16 protein-coding genes and 1 tRNA gene are annotated in these 20,662 nt (G+C 46.3%); 11 read left to right on the top strand and 6 right to left on the bottom strand.

From position 1 onward, the window contains the following. Positions 1-10 precede the first annotated feature (10 nt). A complete protein-coding gene (locus tag LZZ85_RS14045) occupies positions 11-2,236 on the top strand; it encodes an alpha-galactosidase (RefSeq protein ID WP_237872847.1) in 2,226 nt (741 codons plus the stop codon). A 598-nt stretch (positions 2,237-2,834) separates the two neighbouring features. On the opposite strand, the gene LZZ85_RS14040 is transcribed toward LZZ85_RS14045, so the two are convergent. After that, a tRNA-Leu gene (locus tag LZZ85_RS14040) sits at positions 2,835-2,916 on the bottom strand. 293 nt (positions 2,917-3,209) lie between these two features. On the opposite strand from LZZ85_RS14040, the gene LZZ85_RS14035 reads away from it, so the two are divergent. Continuing rightward, on the top strand, positions 3,210-4,412 hold the full coding sequence (locus tag LZZ85_RS14035) for an NAD(P)-dependent oxidoreductase (RefSeq protein ID WP_237872845.1): 1,203 nt from the start codon (positions 3,210-3,212) through the stop codon (positions 4,410-4,412). A 5-nt stretch (positions 4,413-4,417) separates the two neighbouring features. Here the strand turns inward: LZZ85_RS14035 and LZZ85_RS14030 are convergent, their stop codons facing one another. The 3 genes from LZZ85_RS14030 to LZZ85_RS14020 form a co-directional block, all read right to left on the bottom strand. Further along, the gene (locus tag LZZ85_RS14030; protein ID WP_237872843.1) at positions 4,418-5,146 is read right to left on the bottom strand and encodes a tRNA1(Val) (adenine(37)-N6)-methyltransferase; all 729 of its coding nucleotides are present in this window, start codon (positions 5,144-5,146) and stop codon (positions 4,418-4,420) included. 35 nt (positions 5,147-5,181) lie between these two features. Then, entirely contained in the window at positions 5,182-6,225 is a 1,044-nt protein-coding gene (gene tsaD / locus LZZ85_RS14025; protein WP_237872835.1) for a tRNA (adenosine(37)-N6)-threonylcarbamoyltransferase complex transferase subunit TsaD, read from the bottom strand. A gap of 166 nt (positions 6,226-6,391) precedes the next feature. After that, a complete protein-coding gene (locus LZZ85_RS14020) occupies positions 6,392-7,645 on the bottom strand; it encodes an ABC transporter permease (RefSeq protein WP_237872827.1) in 1,254 nt (417 codons plus the stop codon). Positions 7,646-7,759: 114 nt separating this feature from the next. On the opposite strand from LZZ85_RS14020, the gene LZZ85_RS14015 reads away from it, so the two are divergent. From LZZ85_RS14015 to LZZ85_RS14000, 4 genes are read left to right on the top strand one after another with little or no spacing between them, the layout of a single operon-like run. Further along, entirely contained in the window at positions 7,760-9,358 is a 1,599-nt protein-coding gene (locus LZZ85_RS14015) for a peptide chain release factor 3 (protein WP_237872820.1), read from the top strand. After that, positions 9,358-9,855, top strand: coding sequence for a GNAT family N-acetyltransferase (locus LZZ85_RS14010; RefSeq protein ID WP_237872818.1), 498 nt, complete (start codon positions 9,358-9,360; stop codon positions 9,853-9,855). Before LZZ85_RS14015 ends, LZZ85_RS14010 begins: the two co-directional genes overlap by 1 nt. A gap of 56 nt (positions 9,856-9,911) precedes the next feature. Further along, on the top strand, positions 9,912-10,334 hold the full coding sequence (locus LZZ85_RS14005) for a hypothetical protein (RefSeq protein ID WP_237872816.1): 423 nt from the start codon (positions 9,912-9,914) through the stop codon (positions 10,332-10,334). A gap of 35 nt (positions 10,335-10,369) precedes the next feature. After that, positions 10,370-10,831: a hypothetical protein gene (locus LZZ85_RS14000; protein WP_237872813.1), complete on the top strand. Its 462-nt coding sequence runs from the start codon at positions 10,370-10,372 to the stop codon at positions 10,829-10,831. A gap of 66 nt (positions 10,832-10,897) precedes the next feature. Here the strand turns inward: LZZ85_RS14000 and LZZ85_RS13995 are convergent, their stop codons facing one another. Together LZZ85_RS13995 and purB are read right to left on the bottom strand one after the other, a co-directional pair. Continuing rightward, positions 10,898-11,299 (bottom strand): hypothetical protein, encoded by a 402-nt coding sequence (locus LZZ85_RS13995; protein ID WP_237872810.1) that lies wholly within the window; start codon positions 11,297-11,299, stop codon positions 10,898-10,900. 51 nt (positions 11,300-11,350) lie between these two features. After that, positions 11,351-12,694: an adenylosuccinate lyase gene (gene purB / locus LZZ85_RS13990; protein ID WP_237872808.1), complete on the bottom strand. Its 1,344-nt coding sequence runs from the start codon at positions 12,692-12,694 to the stop codon at positions 11,351-11,353. 76 nt (positions 12,695-12,770) lie between these two features. On the opposite strand from purB, the gene LZZ85_RS13985 reads away from it, so the two are divergent. From LZZ85_RS13985 to rfbC, 5 genes are all read left to right on the top strand, one after another. Continuing rightward, positions 12,771-13,538 carry a menaquinone biosynthetic enzyme MqnA/MqnD family protein gene (locus LZZ85_RS13985; RefSeq protein ID WP_237872794.1) on the top strand — a complete coding sequence of 256 codons (768 nt, stop codon included), beginning with the start codon at positions 12,771-12,773 and terminating at the stop codon, positions 13,536-13,538. 117 nt (positions 13,539-13,655) lie between these two features. Then, on the top strand, positions 13,656-18,050 hold the full coding sequence (locus LZZ85_RS13980) for a T9SS type B sorting domain-containing protein (RefSeq protein ID WP_237872780.1): 4,395 nt from the start codon (positions 13,656-13,658) through the stop codon (positions 18,048-18,050). 223 nt (positions 18,051-18,273) lie between these two features. After that, positions 18,274-19,050 (top strand): glucose-1-phosphate cytidylyltransferase, encoded by a 777-nt coding sequence (gene rfbF / locus LZZ85_RS13975; RefSeq protein ID WP_237872767.1) that lies wholly within the window; start codon positions 18,274-18,276, stop codon positions 19,048-19,050. After that, positions 19,035-20,117, top strand: a complete 1,083-nt coding sequence (gene rfbG, locus LZZ85_RS13970; protein ID WP_237872758.1) for a CDP-glucose 4,6-dehydratase — start codon at positions 19,035-19,037, stop codon at positions 20,115-20,117. The genes rfbF and rfbG overlap by 16 nt, the downstream gene beginning before the upstream one ends. Beyond that, complete coding sequence (gene rfbC, locus LZZ85_RS13965) at positions 20,114-20,659, top strand: dTDP-4-dehydrorhamnose 3,5-epimerase (protein ID WP_237872751.1); 546 nt, start codon at positions 20,114-20,116, stop codon at positions 20,657-20,659. Before rfbG ends, rfbC begins: the two co-directional genes overlap by 4 nt. The last annotated feature ends 3 nt before the right edge of the window (positions 20,660-20,662 follow it).

The raw sequence follows: 20,662 nt of genomic DNA, 5'->3' as shown, positions 1-20,662 counted from the left end.
ATCCGTTTTTATGGTAAAAACAAAAAAGGTAAAGAGGATATTGCTGGATCTGCATCGCTGGGCTTTGCTGGTTGTATGTGCTGGAATGAACGTGTATACGTTTGCACAGGATCAGGTTATTCCGATGGAAACTGCCAGCAACGCGCTGGTGTTGAAGATTGATCAGAAAAAAGATGTTTCTATCATCTACTATGGCAAAAAACTGGCTAACCGGAATGAGTATGACCTGATCCCCCAGGCATATAAGCAGCTGGGTGATGGGGATTATACGCAGGTACTGAACGCGGCTTATAGCAGCAGTGGTTCCAGGGGGTTGATGGAGCCAGCAGTTTCCGTTACGCATGCCGATGGTAACAATTCTCTCGATCTGCGATATACCAGTCATGATCAGCAGCAGATCTCTCCCGGTGTTACACAATACAGGGTGTTGTTAAAAGACCCGGTTTATAATTTTGAGGTGTCCCTTTATTACAAAGTGTTTGCAGCGCAGGATGTGATAGAGCAATGGTCAGTGATCAAACATAACGAGAAGGGGAATGTTGTGCTGAATAAATTTGCTTCCGCAAATCTTTATCTTAAAGCGGATGGATTCTGGTTGAATCAGTATCATGGAGACTGGGCAAAGGAAATGCAGCCGGAGGAATCAAAGCTCACTCACGGGATAAAGACGCTTGACACAAAGCTGGGTACAAGAGCGAATCTGTTCCAGCCTTCCGTGTTCATGGTGTCACTGGGGAAGCCGGCCAGCGAAGATGAGGGCACGGTGCTGTATGGGGCGCTGGAATACAGCGGTAATTTCAGAACAGACCTCGAACTTGATTTTCAAAATAATCTCCGGATCATTTCCGGGATCAATAATTATGCTTCTCCTTACACGCTTAAACCGGCGGAAGAGTTTGTGACTCCCGCGTTTCTGTATGTGTTGTCACACCAGGGGAAGGGCTACGCAAGCAGGCAGCTGCACGACTGGGCAAGGAGTTACAAACTACTCGATGGGCAAGGTGACCGGTTAACACTGCTGAATAACTGGGAGGCGACTTACTTCGACTTCAATGAATCTAAGTTGAAGGAGTTGCTGAAGGATACGAAAAAACTTGGCGTTGATCTTTTTCTGCTGGATGACGGTTGGTTTGCGAATAAATACCCGCGTAACGGTGATACGGCTGGTTTGGGTGATTGGCAGGAAAATAAAACCAAGCTGCCAAACGGCATTAGCACGCTTGTAAAAGAAGCGGGGAACAATGGTGTTAAGTTCGGGATCTGGGTGGAGCCTGAAATGGTAAACCCCAAAAGCGAGCTGTATGAAAAACATCCGGACTGGGTGGTAAAACAGCCCGCGCGGGCAGAACACTACTTCAGGAATCAGCTGGTGCTTGATCTGGCCAATCCACAGGTCCAGGACTTTGTGTTTGGTGTGATCGATAACCTGTTCACGAAGAATCCAGACCTGGCTTATATCAAATGGGATTGCAACGCGGTCATCTTTAATGCACATTCTGCATATCTGAAAAATCAGTCACATTTCTTTATCGAATATATGCGTGGTTTATACACGGTATTGAAGAAGATCCGCGCTAAGTATCCGACGGTGCCGATGATGTTGTGTTCCGGTGGTGGCGGCCGTGTTGATTATGCGGCGCTGCAATATTTTACGGAATACTGGCCCAGTGATAATACCGATCCGCTTGAGAGGATCTTTATACAATGGGAATATTCGTATTTCTATCCGGCCGTGGCCGGTGCAAATCATGTTACGGATTGGGGAAAACAACCTATCAAATACAGGACAGATGTAGCCATGATGGGAAAGCTTGGTTTTGATATAGTCGTAAGTCATTTGAATGAAAAAGATCTGTTGTATTGTCAGAATGCGATAAAGGATTACCAGTCGTTCAAGCAGATCGTGTGGAAAGGCGACTTATATCGTTTAGCGAGCCCGCGTGAAAGTGCCGTAGCATCTTTGTCTTATGTGTCGAAAGACAGGTCGTCTGCGGTAATGTTCAACTACCTGGTGAATAGCCGTTATGGGCAGGGCAGCAGTTATCCGGTGAAGTTAAAAGGTCTTGAAGCCGCATCAACCTACCGGTTGAGTGAGATCTCTCTTTATCCGGGAGTGAATTCTCTGATCGATTCTCAGAAAGTGTATTCGGGACAGTTCCTGATGGAGATTGGATTTAATCCGCTGGTGAACAGTGGGAGAACGAGTGTTGTGTTGAAAGTGGAGAAGGTGAAATAGGGAATCGCCATTTCCTGATCCGGTGCGTGTTCCATCGACTTCAGGTTAACAAAGTATCATCGTAGGAGTATCGCAAAGAGCGCAAAGTAGCCGCCAAGAGCGCTAAGTATTTCATTGCGCTCTTGGCGGCTACTTTGCGCTCTTTGCGATACTCCTACGCCATCAAGATCTCTTGAAATTCCGTGACCTAAGGGGGATAGCGCGTGTTCCAGGCACCGGGAATTTCGGATGGTTGTCCTGGTGCGTGAGACACGCACCAGGGCTGTCTTGAGGAGTACCGGTTACCCGTAATTTCCTCCCCACCAATAACGAACTCAACAACAATCAAGGGTTATGCGTATGTCTGCGACTACGCATCGGCTTTGCAGAAGCCGTCCGCCTACCGTTGTCCGCCAGCCGTTGGACGATATATCGCCAACTGATTTTTCCGTGTGCATTTGAATAAGGCTTATAATGCTAACGGACTTTTTCGATACCAGAGTATATTATCCGCCGTTATTCAAACTGATCCACTGGGATTAATGACGGACCGGGACCAGCAGTAAATTCTTTACACAAAGCAAAAGGCCTTTAAGTCATTGACTTAAAGGCCTTTTAGTGCCCAGGACTGGAATCGAACCAGCACACCTTGCGGCGGCAGATTTTGAGTCTGCTGCGTCTACCAATTCCGCCACCTGGGCCTCAGATTGGGGCTGCAATATTACGTGTTTCCCGCCATTTGAATCCAATGTGAGACAAATATTTTTTGAAAGATCAGTCGCGACAGCAACTTTTCTTCGGTAGCAACACCTTCCGGATCAATCTCCACAACGCTTTCAGCATATCAAACCTCCTTGTTTTGTCCCGATCGATAGTGTTTATCAGTATAGCATATGAGGAATGCCATTTACTAAAATCACTGATTTCTTAAATAAGGTACAACCGCATTTCAGTTAACTTTACACGGCTTTCTACGATTGCAAATTTAACGACTATGATTAGAATCGGACTGATCCGCGAAGGAAAAACGCCAGCTGATAATCGCGTAGCGCTGATCCCTTCTCAATGCAAGTGGATCCACAAGCATTTGCCGGATGTAAAAATAGTGGCGCAATCTTCCCCCAGCCGCTGTTTCACAGACCGTGAATACACCGCAGCAGGAGTGGAGGTGATGGAAGACATAACCTGCTGCGACGTACTGCTCGGAATCAAAGAAGTGCCTGTCAGTCAGCTTGTAGATGGCAAAACCTATCTCTTCTTTTCCCATACCAAGAAAAAGCAGCCACATAATCAAAAACTCCTCAAAGCGATTCTTGACAAAGGCATCCGGCTGATAGATTACGAATGTCTTGAACATGAGGACGGACAACGGATCATCGGGTTTGGCTTTTTCGCAGGGGTGGTCGGTGCGCATAACGGCATGATGGCTTACGGCAACCGCACCGGATTGTATAAACTCGATCGCGTATATAAAGAACGAAGTTTTCGCGAACTCATACATCACTACTTCGGCCTCCGGCTTCCTAATGTCAAGATCGCTGTAACCGGTAGCGGACGCGTGGCGCATGGCATCCTGGAGATCATGAACCTGATGGGCATTCATGAGGTAGAACCTGATGATTATCTCCGAAGACGTTTTTCTTATCCCGTATACACACAGCTGAAAGGGCATGATCTTTATCGTCATAAACTTACCGGTACATATAACCGCGAAGACTTTCATGATCATCCCAACGAATACGACTGCCGCTTTCTTCCTTACGCGGCGCAAACGGATATCCTGATGAATGGGATCTACTGGGATAAAGACGTGCCCCGTTTGTTTGAAAAAACAGCTGTAAGCGCGGATGATTTTATCATCCAGTCCATTGCTGATATTACTGATGATGCGGATGGATCTGTACCGATCAATCTCGGCGATCAGACGATCGAGGATCCTGTGTATGGCGTAGACAGAAGATCCCTGCAAAAAACAGAACCCTATCTCGCCGGCTCCATAGATGTAATGGCTGTAGGGAATCTGCCAAACGAACTGCCGAGAGACGCATCACGTTATTTCGGAGAGCAACTGATCAAGTTTGTACTGGAAGACCTGGTAAGAGGTGGTTCGCCGATCATCGAACGTGCAACCATGACGAATGGCGGTCAGCTGACACCGCTGTATGATTACCTCGATGACTATGCCAGCGGCATTTAATGCAGCTATAAATACAGGTAATAATCTTTTAGAAGTGCTACAAATTCATCAGTGTATTCGTTGTGGCTGTTCCTGATCGATAATTCTTCGTTGAAGGGGCTTGTTTCGTTGCCCTGGTTGCCTCCGTATATTAACACGCGGAAAAAACCATGGCCAACCGATTGCCTCACCCTGCAGATCTTATACGTTTGCAGCTGATGCTGACGGATCGTTGATAGTGTTTCTGAAAGCCGCTTCTCCGGCATCAGCAGAAAAAAACTTCCGTTTCCTGGTGTAAGTTTGTTCGTGATGATCTTTATGAGATCGTCCAACAGTAAGCCCGAGTCATGATGGGCTATATTTTTCTTTGAATCAGTTCCCGTCAGATCATTTTCATAAAATGGGGGATTGCTTATTATAACATCATAAGAATGGGAAGGCGTGAACTGGTGAACGTCCTGATGGATCATCTGTAATCGATCACTCCAGGGTGATTGTGCAAAATTTTTCTCTGCCTGTGTTGCTGCATCGCCGTCGATCTCTATTGCGTCTATATGTGCACTGTATTTTTGAGCCAGCATCAGGCTGAGTAACCCTGTGCCCGTTCCGATATCCAGTATTGAAGTTACCGGAGATTGGCTGTCTAGTTGTGCGGCAGTCCATGCGCCGAACAGGCAACTATCCGTTGTGACTTTCATCGCAGCCAGTTCCTGGTGGACAGTGAATTGTTTGAAACGGAAATAGCTGTTTGCCATTAAGATGAAATCAGGTAATCGTATTTAAAATAGGTTTACCACTCTGCCCTCGCAGAAGCTTCAGTAGAAAGGTCGGCGAATTGTCTTTCCTGGTATTTGTAATACGCGGTGATGGCGATCATGGCAGCATTATCCGTACAATACTGAAATGCGGGAATAAATGTATTCCATCCTTTCTTTCGCCCCATTTCTTCAAAAGCTTTCCGCAATCCGCTGTTGGCTGAAACACCTCCGGCAAGGCAGAGATCTGTAATCCCTGTTTCTTCGGCTGCTTTCTTTACCTTATTCAGCAGGATCGTGATGATGCGTTGCTGAATGGACGCGCAGATATCGTTGAGATTATTCTGTATGAAATCATATCGCTCCTGTTCAGATGCTTTGAACTCTTCTTTGTATACAAGACTTGTTCCGGCATTTTGCAGGAAATAAAGAATCGAGGTTTTCAATCCGCTGAAGCTGAAATTCAGCCCGGGTATTTTAGGTTCAGGAAACTGAAAACGGTCAGGGTTTCCTTCTTTTGCATGCTTGTCTATCAGTGGACCGCCGGGATAGGGTAGTCCGAGCAGTTTGGCGGATTTATCAAATGCTTCACCGGCTGCATCATCGATCGTTTCACCTATCACGCGTAACTGTGTGGGAGATTCGCAAACCACTATCTGAGTATGACCTCCGCTGACTGTCAGGCAAATAAATGGGAAGGACGGTTTTTTCTCTTCGATCAGATTAGCGATCACATGTGCCTGCATGTGATGCACGGCGATCAATGGTTTATTCAGCGCAAGGGATAATGACTTTGCAAATTGCGAACCTACAAGCAATGAGCCGATCAGTCCCGGTGATTGCGTAAATGCAATCGCATCAACCTGGTCAAGTGAACAACCAGCTGTATCAATTGCCGCTTTTACTACCGGTACGATATTCTGCATATGCGCACGGCTTGCCAGCTCCGGTACCACCCCGCCGTATTTTTCATGAACAGATTGATTGGCGATATAGTTTGACAGGATCTTTCCATCTGTGCATATGGCGGCAGAGGTTTCATCACAACTTGATTCAATTGCAAGAATGGTTACAGACATGGCGCAAAGGTAGCAAAGAGGGAGGATTATGCCATCGCCGCTGTTGGGGAAGTATCGCAGAGGACGCAAAGGAATCGCCAGGTACGCAAAGAGGTATTTAGCGCTCTCCTGCGTATCCATTGCATGCATTGCGATAGTGCCACGCCAATCCGGAATGTTGTGAAGCCTACTTGCTCCGGATCGCCACTACAGGATCCATTCTTGCTGCCTGGGAAGCAGGTATGAACCCCGCGAGTATACCAACGATGACGCAGATCACAATGGCCAGGATCATATTGCCGGTTGAGATATATACCGGGAAATCCAGCGAAGCGGTGAGGATCTGCGTAAGCAGGAATACGAGCGCCAGCCCGATCAGCCCGCCGATGATACAGAGAAACGCAGATTCGATCAGGAACTCAGTCAGAATGATATAACTCTTTGCCCCGATCGCTTTTTTCAGACCGATCTGGCTTGTCCGCTCCCTTACGGATACGAACATGATATTGGCTACGCCAAACATTCCTACGATCAATGATAGGGCGGCGATCGACCAGCCGCCAATATTCAGGCTTACAAAAGCTGAACTGATGGATTCGGTAAGATCGTTGATATCGTTCAGCGCGAAGTCATCTTCCTTCGTCGGGCTCAGTTTGTGTAATGCACGCATGGTGCCGGCAAGATCATCTTTCAGCACCTTGCTGCTGAGGTTCTCTTTGCCCTGGACCATGATCACCGGGTCTGAGCGATCTTCCCGCATGATAGTTTTGGAGAATCTGTAAGGCATGACCACACTCTGGTCAAAATCCCAGCCACCGATCATCTGCGAGCCCTGCTTTTTGATCACGCCTATCACCTGCAGCTTCTTACCACGAATCACCACTTCTTTTTCAAGCGACAGCTCCGGTGAGCCAAACAGCTCCGTCGCTATCTTGTCGCCGAGTACAACAACGTTAGCCCCGCGGTCGAATTCGGCCGGAGAAATATATCGTCCTGTCGGAACCTCCAGCGCCTGTATGTTCTCAAAATCTTCTGTAACACCATACAGGTTTACATTGGAAAGTGAACTTCCTTTATAATCCACGTTGTCGATCGTGGCGATCCTGAAAACCGTGTATTTCGCACTGGGAGTTCTTTCCTGTATATGTTTTACCTCTTCAAATTTGGGATAAGGCCTGTTCACATACTTCCACCAGGGATAATCATCGTCATCAGTGGTGTACAGCCATTTATCCACATAGATCGTATTACTGCCCAGTGAATTCACCTCATTTTTAATATTCTGTTCCAGGCTGTTTACCGTGGCCAGCACCCCGATAATACAGAAAATGCCTATCGTAATACCAAATAGCGAGAGGAAGGTGCGGAGCTTGTTTTTCCAAAGCTCCTGCGCCGCCATTTTGCAACTGCTGAGAATCACTTCGATAGTTCGCCTGATCATGTTTCAAATGTACAGAAAAACGTTGACCGTTCTCCGTTCACCGTTAACCGGCGGTGTATTCCGTCAGCCGTGAACGGAGAACGGTCAACGTTTTTCTGTACATTTGCCGCCCTTATGAGCAAGTATCACAAAGAAATCGAGCGCAGACGCACTTTTGCCATTATCAGTCACCCGGATGCCGGGAAAACCACCCTTACGGAGAAATTCCTACTGTTTGGTGGTGCGATCCAGGTGGCAGGTGCCGTGAAAAGCAATAAGATCAAGAAGCATGCAACGAGCGACTTTATGGAGATTGAACGCCAGAGAGGTATCTCGGTAGCAACATCTGTAATGAGCTTTGAATATAACGGCATATTGATCAATCTGTTGGATACCCCCGGTCACAAGGATTTCGCAGAAGACACCTATCGCACCCTGACGGCGGTGGACAGTGTCATCCTGGTGGTGGACAGCGTGAATGGGGTGGAAGACCAGACCCGCCGCCTGATGGAAGTCTGCCGGATGCGGGACACGCCCGTGATCGTGTTCATTAATAAAATGGACCGTGACGGTAAGAACAGGTTCGACCTGCTGGAAGAGATCGAAAAAGAACTGAAGATCTCCCTTCACCCGATGTCCTGGCCGATCAACAGCGGTAAAGACTTCAAAGGCGTATATAACCTGCACGATAAAAACCTGCTTTTGTTCTCCGCAAACACAAAAGCAAATGAAGAAGATTCACTGGCGATCTCAGACGTGAACGATCCTGTGCTGAATCAGTTGCTGGGAGATACAGATGCCGCACAGCTCCGCGAAGATGTGGAACTGGTAGAAACGGTGCACGGTCAGCTTCAGATAGAAGAATATCTTGCCGGAAAGATCGCACCGGTATTCTTCGGTAGTGCGATCAATAACTTTGGTGTGAAAGAAATGCTCGATACGTTCATCGGTATTGCTCCCACACCACGCAGCCGCGAAACGACCGCCCGCAAAGTGGATGTGGAAGAAGATAAGCTGAGTGGTTTCGTATTCAAGATCCATGCAAATCTCGATCCTAAGCACCGCGACCGGATCGCGTTCTTTCGCGTTTGTTCAGGAAGATTCGAACGCAATAAATATTTCCACCACGTACGCCTTGACAAAGATGTTCGCTTCAGCAATCCATACAGCTTTATGGCGCGTGATAAAAGCATTATAGAAGATGCTTATGCGGGCGACGTAGTGGGCTTGTTCGATACCGGAAACTTTAAGATCGGCGATACGCTCACCGAGGGAGAAGATTTTTACTTCACCGGTATTCCGTCCTTCTCTCCTGAGATCTTCAAGGAGGTCGTAAATAAGGATCCGATGAAAACAAAACAACTGGAGAAAGGATTGATGCAGCTCACAGACGAAGGTGTTGCCCAGCTGTTCACTCAATTCGGGGGAAATAAAAAGATAATCGGTTGCGTGGGAGAACTTCAGTTTGAGGTGATACAATACCGCTTACTGCACGAATATGGAGCGTCAGTCGTGTTCAACTCCCTGCCGTTCTTCAAAGCCTGCTGGCTTACCAGCAACGACCCGAAAAAACTGGAAGATTTTGGCCGCTTTAAACAGGCTAATATCGCAGAAGATAAGGATGGTCATATGGTATACCTTGGGCAAAGCGAATGGTTCCTCAATACAGAACGTGCCAACAACCCTGATATAGAATTTCATTTCACATCGGAGATCCATAAAGAAAACGTCTGATGCTGTTCCAGTCTGACAGGCTTTATACCCGTTTCTTCACCATGGACGACCTTGACGTTTTTTACCGGTTGAACGGAGACGAAGAGGTCATGCGTTATATCCGCCCGGTAAAGACGTATGAAGAATGCCGGATCTTCCTGGATCAGATTATTGGTTGGTATGATGATGTTCCCCGCAACTGGCGTGTTGCTCTTGTTGAAAAGGAAACCGGCCAGGTGATCGGAACTTTTTCCATCATGCCACTCACCAACACGACCGATCAGCACCTGGGATATGCCTTATTAAAATCCTACTGGGGGAAGGGCTATGCCACAGAAGTGGCCGCGGCGGGAGTGGCCTATGTTTTTGAAAAGCTTGGATATAATTCGATCACGGCTATTACGGACCTGGCAAATATTCCTTCGCAGAAAGTACTGGTAAAATGCGGCTTTAAGCCGGAGATCGAATATGAAGAAAATGACAGAAAAGTTTGCCGGTTCAGGTTGATAAAGTACTGAATTGGCGGGAATCATTTTTTTTTTTATATCTTGGCATCCACCATTAGAACCACCAAATGAAAGCAATTTTGATCTCTGTGCTTTTATCCTTGTCACTCAATCGCTTTGCATGTAAAAAGGATCATTCAGCACTTTCTCCGGAAGACCTTCATGGCACCTGGACCGGCACCTACACTGTAGATCAACTTCCGGACCTACCTCCGCTGCAATACACTTTTTTTATCAAGCCCGGCGGCGAACTGCTGACAGAGGGAATGGGTGGAGACGGAAGACTTTATCGTCACAAAGGTACCTGGAAATTGAAAGGAGTGACATTTACCGCTACTTATACCACAATTAATAGATACTGGTCTGAAGTTACCCAATCTGCAAAAATGACTTATTCGGCAGGAGCATTTATAAATGCAACCTGGACTGATGTGAAGAACCCTGATGGACACCTTGATGGGAAATTCCAGGGAATAAAACGAGCCGAGTAAATCTGCGGTCTTTTTAAACACATAAAGAATCCTATATGAAATCAAAGTTTCTGGCAATGCTCTTGGCTGTTAGTGCAATCAGTTTTTCATCTTGTACAAAAGAAGACGAGGAACCGCCACCACCGGTAGAAGAACCAAAAGTGTATCAACTTCCCGGCTTATACATCGGTACATATACTGTTACTCAGCTGCCAAACCTTGCGCCTTTGCGTTATGTGCTTGCTATCGAACCTGATGGCACCATCACTACTGAAGGACTTGGTTCCGATGGGAAAACTTACTATCAGCAGGGAACATGGACGCTGACCGGAACAACCGTTAAAGCAACATATAAAACGATTAACCGTACCAGCAACGAAGTTACCCAGAGCGCTACCCTTACTTTCAATGAAAAAGAAGGGACATTGACAGAGGGTACCTGGAAAGATCTGGTGAATTCTGACGGGTATATCGATGGCAAATTCGGTAAATTTACCCGGGTGAAAGACAATCCTTAATACTTTGGCAGTTATAAAAAGAAAGGAGCTCATTGAGCTCCTTTCTTTTTATAACTGCCAAAGTATTTATCGTGTTAAACGCGACAGCACATACTCGTCAGTAGAGCTACCGTTGATTCTCCAGATTCTTACGTTTTTACTATCCACCGAGAATTCATATCGCCCATTCAGGATAAGTGACCAGTCGAAATTTGCCGGCCAAGCGCAGGAGTCCTGGAAAGTGATTGAACTTTGATTTTCGCTGAAACTTCCGCTGCAAATAGCGGGATAGTTCTGGTGGCTGCCCTGCCCTTCGAAACGATTCCCGACAATACTAAGGGATATGTCTGCCGTATCAAGACCAGATCTGCTAAATGTTCCTTTGTAAAGACCCGTCACCAGCAATCGCTGCTGCGATTTGGCATCATCGTTTTTTTTGCAGGAAGCTAATAGAGAGATCGAGAACAATATCAGGCATAGCTTTTTCATCGCGCGTATTTACCATCTCGTGACAAGAACTATGCAAAGGATCTCAGCCTCCTAATAGTTTGGGCTAACACCGGTATAATTATGCGGGCTGATCTTTTTAAGTTGTTTTTTTAATTCAGTATCAATCTTTAATGTGTCAATAAATTCGTGAATTGTGTTTTTGTCGATTGCTTGTTTTCCACGGGTCAATTCTTTTAGTGCCTCGTATGGCTGGGGATAATTTTCCCTGCGCAAAACAGTCTGTATCGCTTCAGCCACGACAGCCCAGTTATTATCCAGTGATGCGTGTATTTTATCGGTATTAATGATCAGCTTACCAAGCCCTTTTTCAATTGACTTAAACGCAATGATTGTATGGGCGAATGGCACGCCGATATTGCGCAACACCGTTGAGTCAGTCAGATCCCTTTGTAATCTTGATACCGGGAGTTTTGCTGAAAGATGTTCCAGCACGGCATTGGCTAAACCAAGATTGCCCTCAGCATTCTCGAAATCGATCGGGTTTACTTTATGGGGCATCGCGGAAGAACCAACCTCACCTTCCTTTGTTTTTTGTTTGAAGTACTCCATCGAAATGTATGACCACACATCCCGGCAAAGATCAACGAATATGTTGTTGATCCTTTTCATGCAATCAAAATGAGCCGCAAGATTGTCGTAGTGTTCGATCTGTGTAGTGAATTGCTGACGGCTCAAACCGAGGTGCTGGAGGAATTCATTGCCGAATTTGATCCAGTCTGTTTTAGGATAAGCAAGATGATGCGCATTAAAATTTCCGGTAGCGCCACCAAATTTACCCATGAAGGGAATGGCGATAAATTGCTCGACCTGGTTTTGAATCCTTTCCGTAAACACCATGATCTCCTTTCCGAGTTTGGTTGGGCTTGCTGGCTGTCCGTGAGTATGAGCCAGCATTGGAATGTTCTTCCATTCTTTAGCCAGCAATTTAAGCTGTGTATTAAGATTGAGCAGCGCGGGTAAGTACTCGTATTCAATACTGTGTTTCCAAGAAAGAGGTACGGCTGTATTATTGATGTCTTGTGAAGTAAGGCCAAAATGGATCCATTCTTTAGCAGCTTTTCCTCCGCTTTTCTCTAGTTCAGTTTTGAGAAAGTACTCCACAGCTTTTACGTCGTGATTGGTGGTATATTCAATCTGCTTGATCTCCTGTGCGTCTTCCGGTCCGAAATCTGTCATTACTTTCTGGAGATGCTTGATACTCTTATTGGTAAGCTTTACAAATTTCTTTTTTTCCAGGAAAAGCAGGTATTCCACTTCAATGATCACGCGGTATTTCATCAGCGCGAACTCGGAAAAATAGTCGTCGAGGTGTTGGACCTGTTTACGATAGCGGCCATCAATGGCGGAAATTGCTGTAAGAGGGGAAAGTTCCATGAAACTGTTAGATTTTGCCTTCCTCCCCCTGACGAAGTCGGGGGCGGAAGGTATATTTGCGGCAAAAATAACAGAATTGGAGAAGATTAGAGTAGGGATAGTCAATTATCGGAATACAAAGCCATTGATCTATGGGTTGGAAAGGGAGCCCATGAAGAGTAAAATTGATCTTGTGGGAGCGTATCCGGCCCGGCTGGCACAGATGCTGATCGACGGGCAAATTGATGTGGGATTGATACCTGTGGGGGCAATTCCATTATTGAAGGAATATTATATCGTCGGCAATTATTGTATTGGTGCGGAAGCGGAGATCGCTTCAGTATGCCTTTTCAGTGAAGTGCCATTGGACAGAATTGAACGTGTTTACCTTGATTATCAAAGCCGGTCTTCCGTAGCATTACTAAAATGGCTGATGAAGGAGTCCTGGGGCATTCATCCCGAGATATTGGAGGCGGAAGATGAATCATACCGCGACAAAATAAGTGGTACAACTGCGGGTCTTGTTATTGGTGACCGGGCGTTGGAGCAGCGAAAGGTCTCAACGTATATTTATGATCTTGGAAGCGAATGGAAGGGTATTACCGGATTACCGTTTGTATTTGCGGCCTGGGTGAGTACGAAACCATTGGATGAGAAATTTATCGAAGAATTCGACAAAGCCAATGCGATGGGGCTCGAACTGATCGATGAAATTGTAGCTTCTAATCCGTATGATTTTTATGATATGAAAAAGTACTATACGTTGCATCTAAGCTATGAACTCACTGACGCGAAAAAAAAGGGGATGCAACGGTTCCTGGATGCCATTATTACAGGTGGGGAGGGTACAATTCCCTCAGAATAATTTGATTTGGCATGGAGACTATTAATGGTCCGCAAAACCTTGCAGAAAACAGTTTGATTCTGTATTTTTCGCCCGGTTTCATTCAAAACAAACTGCTAGCAAAACCTATCCAAATTCATGTTAAGGTCTTTTGTCCGTCTTAGTATCCTGGTCACGCTGCTTTTTATCAGTCATTATCGTTCATTTGGGCAGACTTGTAACAACTGGCTGAATCTGCCGTCCCGCAATTCGATAGTCTCAGTGGGAGACCTGGATGTTCCCGGAAATACAGTAACCGTTGAAGCTGTTTTTATGAGAACAGCGCCTTATTCAGGCGGAGATGTATGGGCCGGTGATCTTGTGTCGAAACATAATAATCCGCCTGACATCAATTACCTGCTGAGACCCAATAGCGCAGAGATCACGACGTCCGATAACGGTTATGTAAGGACTCCCCCGGTATGCGAGATCGAACTTAATAAGATGTATCATGTGGCCATGGTGTATGACGGCACGCGATTAAAGTTTTATCGTAATGGCTTTTTGATGAGCAGTGCCCCGGCAAGTGGCAATTTGTACCAGAATAATTTCAAAACGAAGATCGGACTGTATGACGCCCTTGTCCATAACACGCAGCTTATAGGTTATATAAACGAGGTCCGGATCTGGAATGTTGCCAGAACGCAGGAGCAGATCAGAAGTTACATGAATACCTCATTGCCAAACCCCACGACGCAGACCGGTCTTCTCGCATACTATACTTTTGATAACCTCCTGAATAAACAGGGAAATGCAACCTGGAACGGCGTTTTGGATGGTGCAGCGTCAATAAATACTCAAATCCCGGACTGCCGGTTTGATGTTGATTCCTGTGCAATAAAAATCCCTGTGCCTGCGGATTCGCTAATCGTCAATACTTACACGCCCGTTTTGGGTTTCGGAGATTGTAATAATTCGTTGCGTGTCAAAGATGCAACTGGTTTTAAGGCTGGTGATACGGTGCTGACGATCCAAATGAAAGGTGTACAAATCGTTACTGCCAATACAGCGCAGTTTGGCTTTTTTACTACCATTGGCAATTCGGGACGTTTTGAATATAATATCGTTCACTCTGTGAATGGTGAAATGGTGAGACTTATGTACAAGCCGGCCACAACATTTACGATCCCTGCAGGGCGCGTCCAATTGGTAAGGGTTCCCTATTTCCAGGATCTGGTAACGGACAAAGTACTGACCTGTCTTCCATGGGATGGGGAGAAAGGAGGAGTGTTGGCATTTAATGTACGGAATACGCTCACATTAAATAATGATATTGACGTTTCAGGTAGAGGTTTCCGCGGCGGTGCTGCAATTCCCAGTACAAATGGACTTTGCGGATTCAATGATTTTGTGACAAATGTGGTTGATGGGAGCCGCGGCGGCTTGAAGGGAGAATCATCTCATGATAACCTGGCACCATGGGCCGGTAAGAATAATCCGTTCACAGGTGGTGGTGGTGGTAATAGTATCAATGCCGGAGGAGGTGGAGGAGGTAACGGCGGCAGTGGCGGGAATGGGGGCTATGAGTATGATGGATGCTCCGCCATCGTGTCGAACGGAGGTCTGGGGGGGACAAATGTTGGAGGATCTTTCTCTATAAACAGAATTTATATGGGTGGCGGCGGCGGCGCTGGCCATCAGATGGGGGCAACAGCTGCCAGCGGCGGTGGAAATGGTGGCGGAATCGTTATTATATCGGCGCCCAGCGTGATCTCGAATGGGTTTTCGATAAAATCGCACGGAGAAACGCCTGCGCCTACTGCAACCCCAACACCAGTTGGCAGGAGCGGTGGTGGCGCAGGTGGCACAATCTTGCTTGATGTACTTAACTATACCGGCAACGTGGCTGTTTCAGCAAAAGGAGGTGATGGTGGATCCAATCCCGGCCCTGGCAATGTAGGGCCGGGTGGCGGAGGTTCGGCAGGTATGATATGGGTGAGTCAGGGCGTGATGCCTGCCGCCGGCGTATCCTTCAATGTGACACCGGGCCAGCGTGGCATTAATACTTTGTCCGGCGGTACCCGAAATGCAACCAGCGGAGGATTAGGCGTTCTTGGCACAGGACTCATTTTACCTTTTGCCACACTACCTGCCGAAATAAATATCGAAAGTCTGAATATAGTTTCCACACCGATTTCCTGTATGTCTTTTGATTTCAAAGGCTCCGCTGTAGTAAGAAACTACCCCATCGTGTCATGGGAGTGGTCTTTCGGAGATGGTACAATTGCCAGCACCCAGGATGTCTCTCACACTTATCTTCAGACTGGCAGTAAAGACGTTAAACTCAAAGTTACGGATAGCCAGGGTTGTACGGATAGTTTTACCATCCAGGTAAAACCGATCGGGCTGAAAATTGATTTCAGTTATAAAAAAGATATTTGCGATCCTTTCAATGTTCAATTCTTTGGTGCAGGAAGTTCCGGAAACCAGTATTGGAGCGTTAATGGAACTGAAATTACGGGTACATTTAACCCGGTATTTCAGTTTACAGCTGAGGGTGATTTCCCTGTGCGGTATGCTGTTACAGATGGTGTCTGTTCTGATACCATCAGCAAAGTGATGAGCATCAAAACGGTCATTGAAAATATAATCCTTACGCCCGATACAACCATTTGTGCAAGCTCAACCAAGTTGCTGAGGACGCTCCCTGCGTTGCAGCATTGCTGGTCTACCGGGCAGTTTTTAGATAATCCCGCCTTGGCTCAGCCAACAACTTCAGCGTTACAAGACATTACTTATTATTTCACTGCTGAAATGATGGGCGCGAATATGATATTAAATGGTGATTTCGTGCAGGGGAATACCGGCTTCAGTACGGATCTGACCAATGCCAGCCAGAATTCAGCGCAGGGTCAGTATCACGTAGCCGCAAATGTTTCTTCATGGAACAATACGCTGAGCAATTGTACAGATCATACTTCGGGCTCGGGAAATATGCTTTTGATAAATGGCACTGCTCAAACTGATGCTATCGTATGGAGACAGGTTGTGCCTGTGATACCAGGTCATGAATACGCTTTTTCGGCATGGCTCCAATCCCTTTCTTCCCAGAATCCCGGGAATCTTCGTTTCCGTATAAATGGCATCGAGATGTCAGAGCCATTGATAGGAAACACAGCTGTCTGTCAATGGCAACAGTTCTATATAACCTGGAATTCCGGGACTGCAGTGACTGCGGAACTAGCTATTATTGATAAAGGCACTGCCGGTGCAAACAATTGGTTTGCCCTTGACGATATTTCTTTTGCGCCTGTCTCAATTCAAAGAGACTTGGTGAAGATAATGGTTGATCAACCGCATATCAAGGCAGTGGCCGATACATCTGTATGCGCGGGTAAGCCCGTGCAGTTAAAGGCCTCAGGTGCACAATCATATGAATGGCTTCCTGCTTCGGCACTGGATGATCCGTCGTCAATGACGCCCATTTCATCTCCATTGGTGACCACGCAGTATATTGTAACTGGGACAACTGTGAATGGGTGTGTGGCGAAAGATACCGTTATCATAAGCATATTTGCGAAACCCGCTATAGCCCGTCAGGGTGATACGGTCATTTGCAAGAATACGGCCATTCAATTGTGGGTAACAGGCGGAGCTGTGTACAATTGGTTTCCTTCTGCTGAACTTAGTGATCCGGCTATTGCCAACCCGGTAGCAACGCCATCAGAAGGCACAAAATATCATGTGTTGATCACAGATCTAAATAATTGTGTTTACGAGGATTCGGTTAAAGTTTCACTACATCCCGATCCGGCATTTACAGTGACCGGCCCAGGAAAAATCTGTATGCAGGATTCCGTGACACTGACGGCAACGGGAGGAGACACGTTTAGCTGGTCTCCGGCTGCAGGTGTCAACGATCCATTGTCGGGGTCTCCTCGCGTGTCTCCCACAGTGAGCACGAATTATACCGTTACCATTACCGAGAATACCTGTGGTCAGTCGGCAGTCTTACAAACCATGATCACGGTTGCACCCAGGCCAAACGTAACAGCTTCCAGCAGCAACAATATTGATTGCAGCTATGGCGAATCGCGCTTGTCAGGCAGTGGCGCGTTGACGTATAGCTGGACCCCTTCTATCGGCCTAAATAACCCGAGACTGGCAAATCCGATCGCCACTCCGACTGCTTCCACCGTATATGTTTTATCGGGTACGGACAGGAATGGATGTGAAGGCCGCGATTCAGTACTTGTCAGTGTTACAACAGGCAATAAGGGCGGGTACCACATGCCAGGAGCTTTTACACCCAATAACGATGGGCTTAATGATTGTTATGGAATAAAATTCTGGGGAATTGTCGACGAAATAGAATTCAGCATCTTTAACCGTTGGGGAACCCGGGTGTTTTATTCAAAGGATCGTCATGCCTGCTGGGACGGTACTTACAAGGGAGAAAAGCAGCCCGCAGATGCGTATGTGTATATGATCAGGGCAAATACGGGTTGTGAAGCGCGCATTTTCAGAAAAGGGACGTTTATGCTGATCCGCTAGTGCGTAAATAGCTGATTCGTCACTGCCATGCACTTGTTTTGCAGGCCCCTGGCAGTTTTGTTTGAAAGCTATAGCTTTCTGCCTGAAAAAGGCGAATAAGGAGGGCTCCTAACAAGAAAGTATCCCGATCTTTTGTAATGGTCTAAAAACCTGCATTTCCCACCAGCGGGGATCGGCCGAACTTTCATCTTAATCCGGTATTTTTGCCAAATTTTCATTGCGTATGAAGGTAGTTATATTCGCAGGGGGTCTTGGAACACGTATTTCCGAAGAAACAGACACAAGGCCCAAGCCAATGGTAGAGATCGGCGGAAAGCCCATTTTATGGCATATCATGAAAATGTACGACAGGTATGGCTACAACGATTTTATCGTTTGCCTGGGATATAGGGGATATGTGATCAAAGAGTATTTCATGAATTACTATCTCCATAATTCAGATGTATGCATCGATCTGGGGAAAAATAAAATCGAAATACTGAACTCAAATGCTGAATCATTCAAAGTAACGCTGGTAGATACCGGTCTTTCAACCAAAACAGCCGGTCGCTTAAAAGCTGTGCAGAAGTATATCGGCAATGAAGAATTTATGCTGACCTACGGTGATGGTGTAAGTGATGTGGATCTCGATGCGCTGATGAAATTCCATCGCCAACACAACAAAATAGCCAGTGTTACTGCCGTACAGCTCGATGCCCGCTTTGGTGGTATGGATCTTGCAGATAACGGCGACGTTGTTTCGTTCCGTGAAAAAGCAAAGGATGAAAGTAAATGGATCAATGCAGGCTTCTTTGTATTGAAACCAGAAGTGTTCAAATATCTTGACGGTGATATGTCGGATATGATGTGGGAGGATGATCCGCTGGAGAATCTTACCAATGATGGTGAGCTTGCTGCATATCGTCATAAAGGATTCTGGAAATGCATGGACGCGCTTCGCGATAAAATTGAATTGGAATCACTGTGGCAATCAGGTCACGCAAAATGGAAAAGCTGGTAATGCTGGAATTATTGCGTTCATATTATGCGGGAAAAAAAGTATTTCTCACCGGTCATACAGGTTTTAAAGGGACCTGGATGATGGCCCTTTTGCATCAGCTCGGTGCAGAAGTAAAAGGCTATGCACTTGCCCCGGAAGATTCAGCTCCGTTTCATAACCTGTTCTCAGGTCTGAACGTGCAAAGCGTGATCGCTGATATCCGCAACAGGAAACAGCTCACCGAAGAGATCGCCTCTTTTCAGCCGGATTATGTATTTCATCTGGCAGCACAACCGCTTGTATTGCTTTCTTATGAAATTCCTTCGGAAACGTTTGAAGTCAATGTTGTTGGCACCGCCAATGTGCTGGAAGCGGCGAGGCAATTGGAAAAACGCTGCAATATCATTGTGATCACAACTGATAAAGTATACGATAATAAAGAACATCACGGCCTGTATAAAGAAGAGGATCGCCTTGGCGGATATGATCCATATAGCGCCAGCAAAGCCTGCACCGAGCTGGTGGTTGACTCTTTCCGCAATTCTTTCTTTAATGTCAAAGATATTTTGATCCATCGTAAAGCGCTGGCAAGCGCAAGAGCAGGTAACGTGATCGGAGGCGGTGATTTCAGCCGGAACAGGATCATTCCCGACGCTGCCAAAGCATTGCTGCAAGGGAAAGAGATCCTTGTCAGAAATCCCGGATCGGTAAGGCCCTGGCAACATGTGCTCGAACCTGTTTGTGGTTACCTTTTACTGGGAACAAAAATGACCGATGACCCTGTTTCATTTTCACAGGCGTTTAACTTCGGCCCTCAGCCTGAAGACCATCTCACCGTAAAGGAATTGGTTGAGCTTGCGATCAAAACATGGGGTAGCGGCAAAATGGAAGTTTCCTCCAACGGTGCCGCAATGCATGAAGCAAATTTGTTAAAGCTTGATATTTCAAAAGCGGCAGAACAATTGTCGTGGAAACCTCAATTGTCAGCACCGCAAGCGATCGAATGGTCGATGGACTGGTATAAAACACCGGTTGAGCAGCAGGCTGAATTTACATTCACTCAAATTGATAATTACCTTCGTAAATGATATTTACCCCATCAGAACTCGAAGGTGTCTTCTTTATAAGCCTGCAGCCTGTCGGTGATAGCCGCGGTTGGTTTAGCCGTACCTATTGCAAGAATGAATTTGCTGCGATTGGACATGATAAGGAATGGGTACAGATAAATCATTCTTTTACCTCCCAAAAAGGAACGATCAGGGGAATGCATTATCAATTGCCACCGTTCCGTGAAATAAAAATGGTCCGCTGCATTGCAGGAGCCGTGCTGGATGTGGTGATAGACCTGCGGGAAAACTCTCCAACCTTCCTGCAGCACACGCAGTTGGAATTAAGTGCAGAGAACAGGCAAATGATCTATATACCAGAAGGATTTGCGCATGGGTTTCAGTGCCTGCAAGATAACTGTGAACTTATTTATCATCATTCAGCATTTTATACTCCGGGGGCAGAAGGAGGAATCATGTACAATGATCCTTTGACAGGGATTGAATGGCCACTGGCACCAACTGAAATTTCTGATCGCGACCGTTCGCATCCGTTATTGAATAAAAATTTTAAAGGAATCTAACAA

This window comes from Terrimonas ginsenosidimutans, from assembly GCF_022012415.1.
GTDB lineage: Bacteria > Bacteroidota > Bacteroidia > Chitinophagales > Chitinophagaceae > Terrimonas_A > Terrimonas_A ginsenosidimutans.
This window is presented reverse-complemented; position numbering and strand designations above follow the sequence as displayed.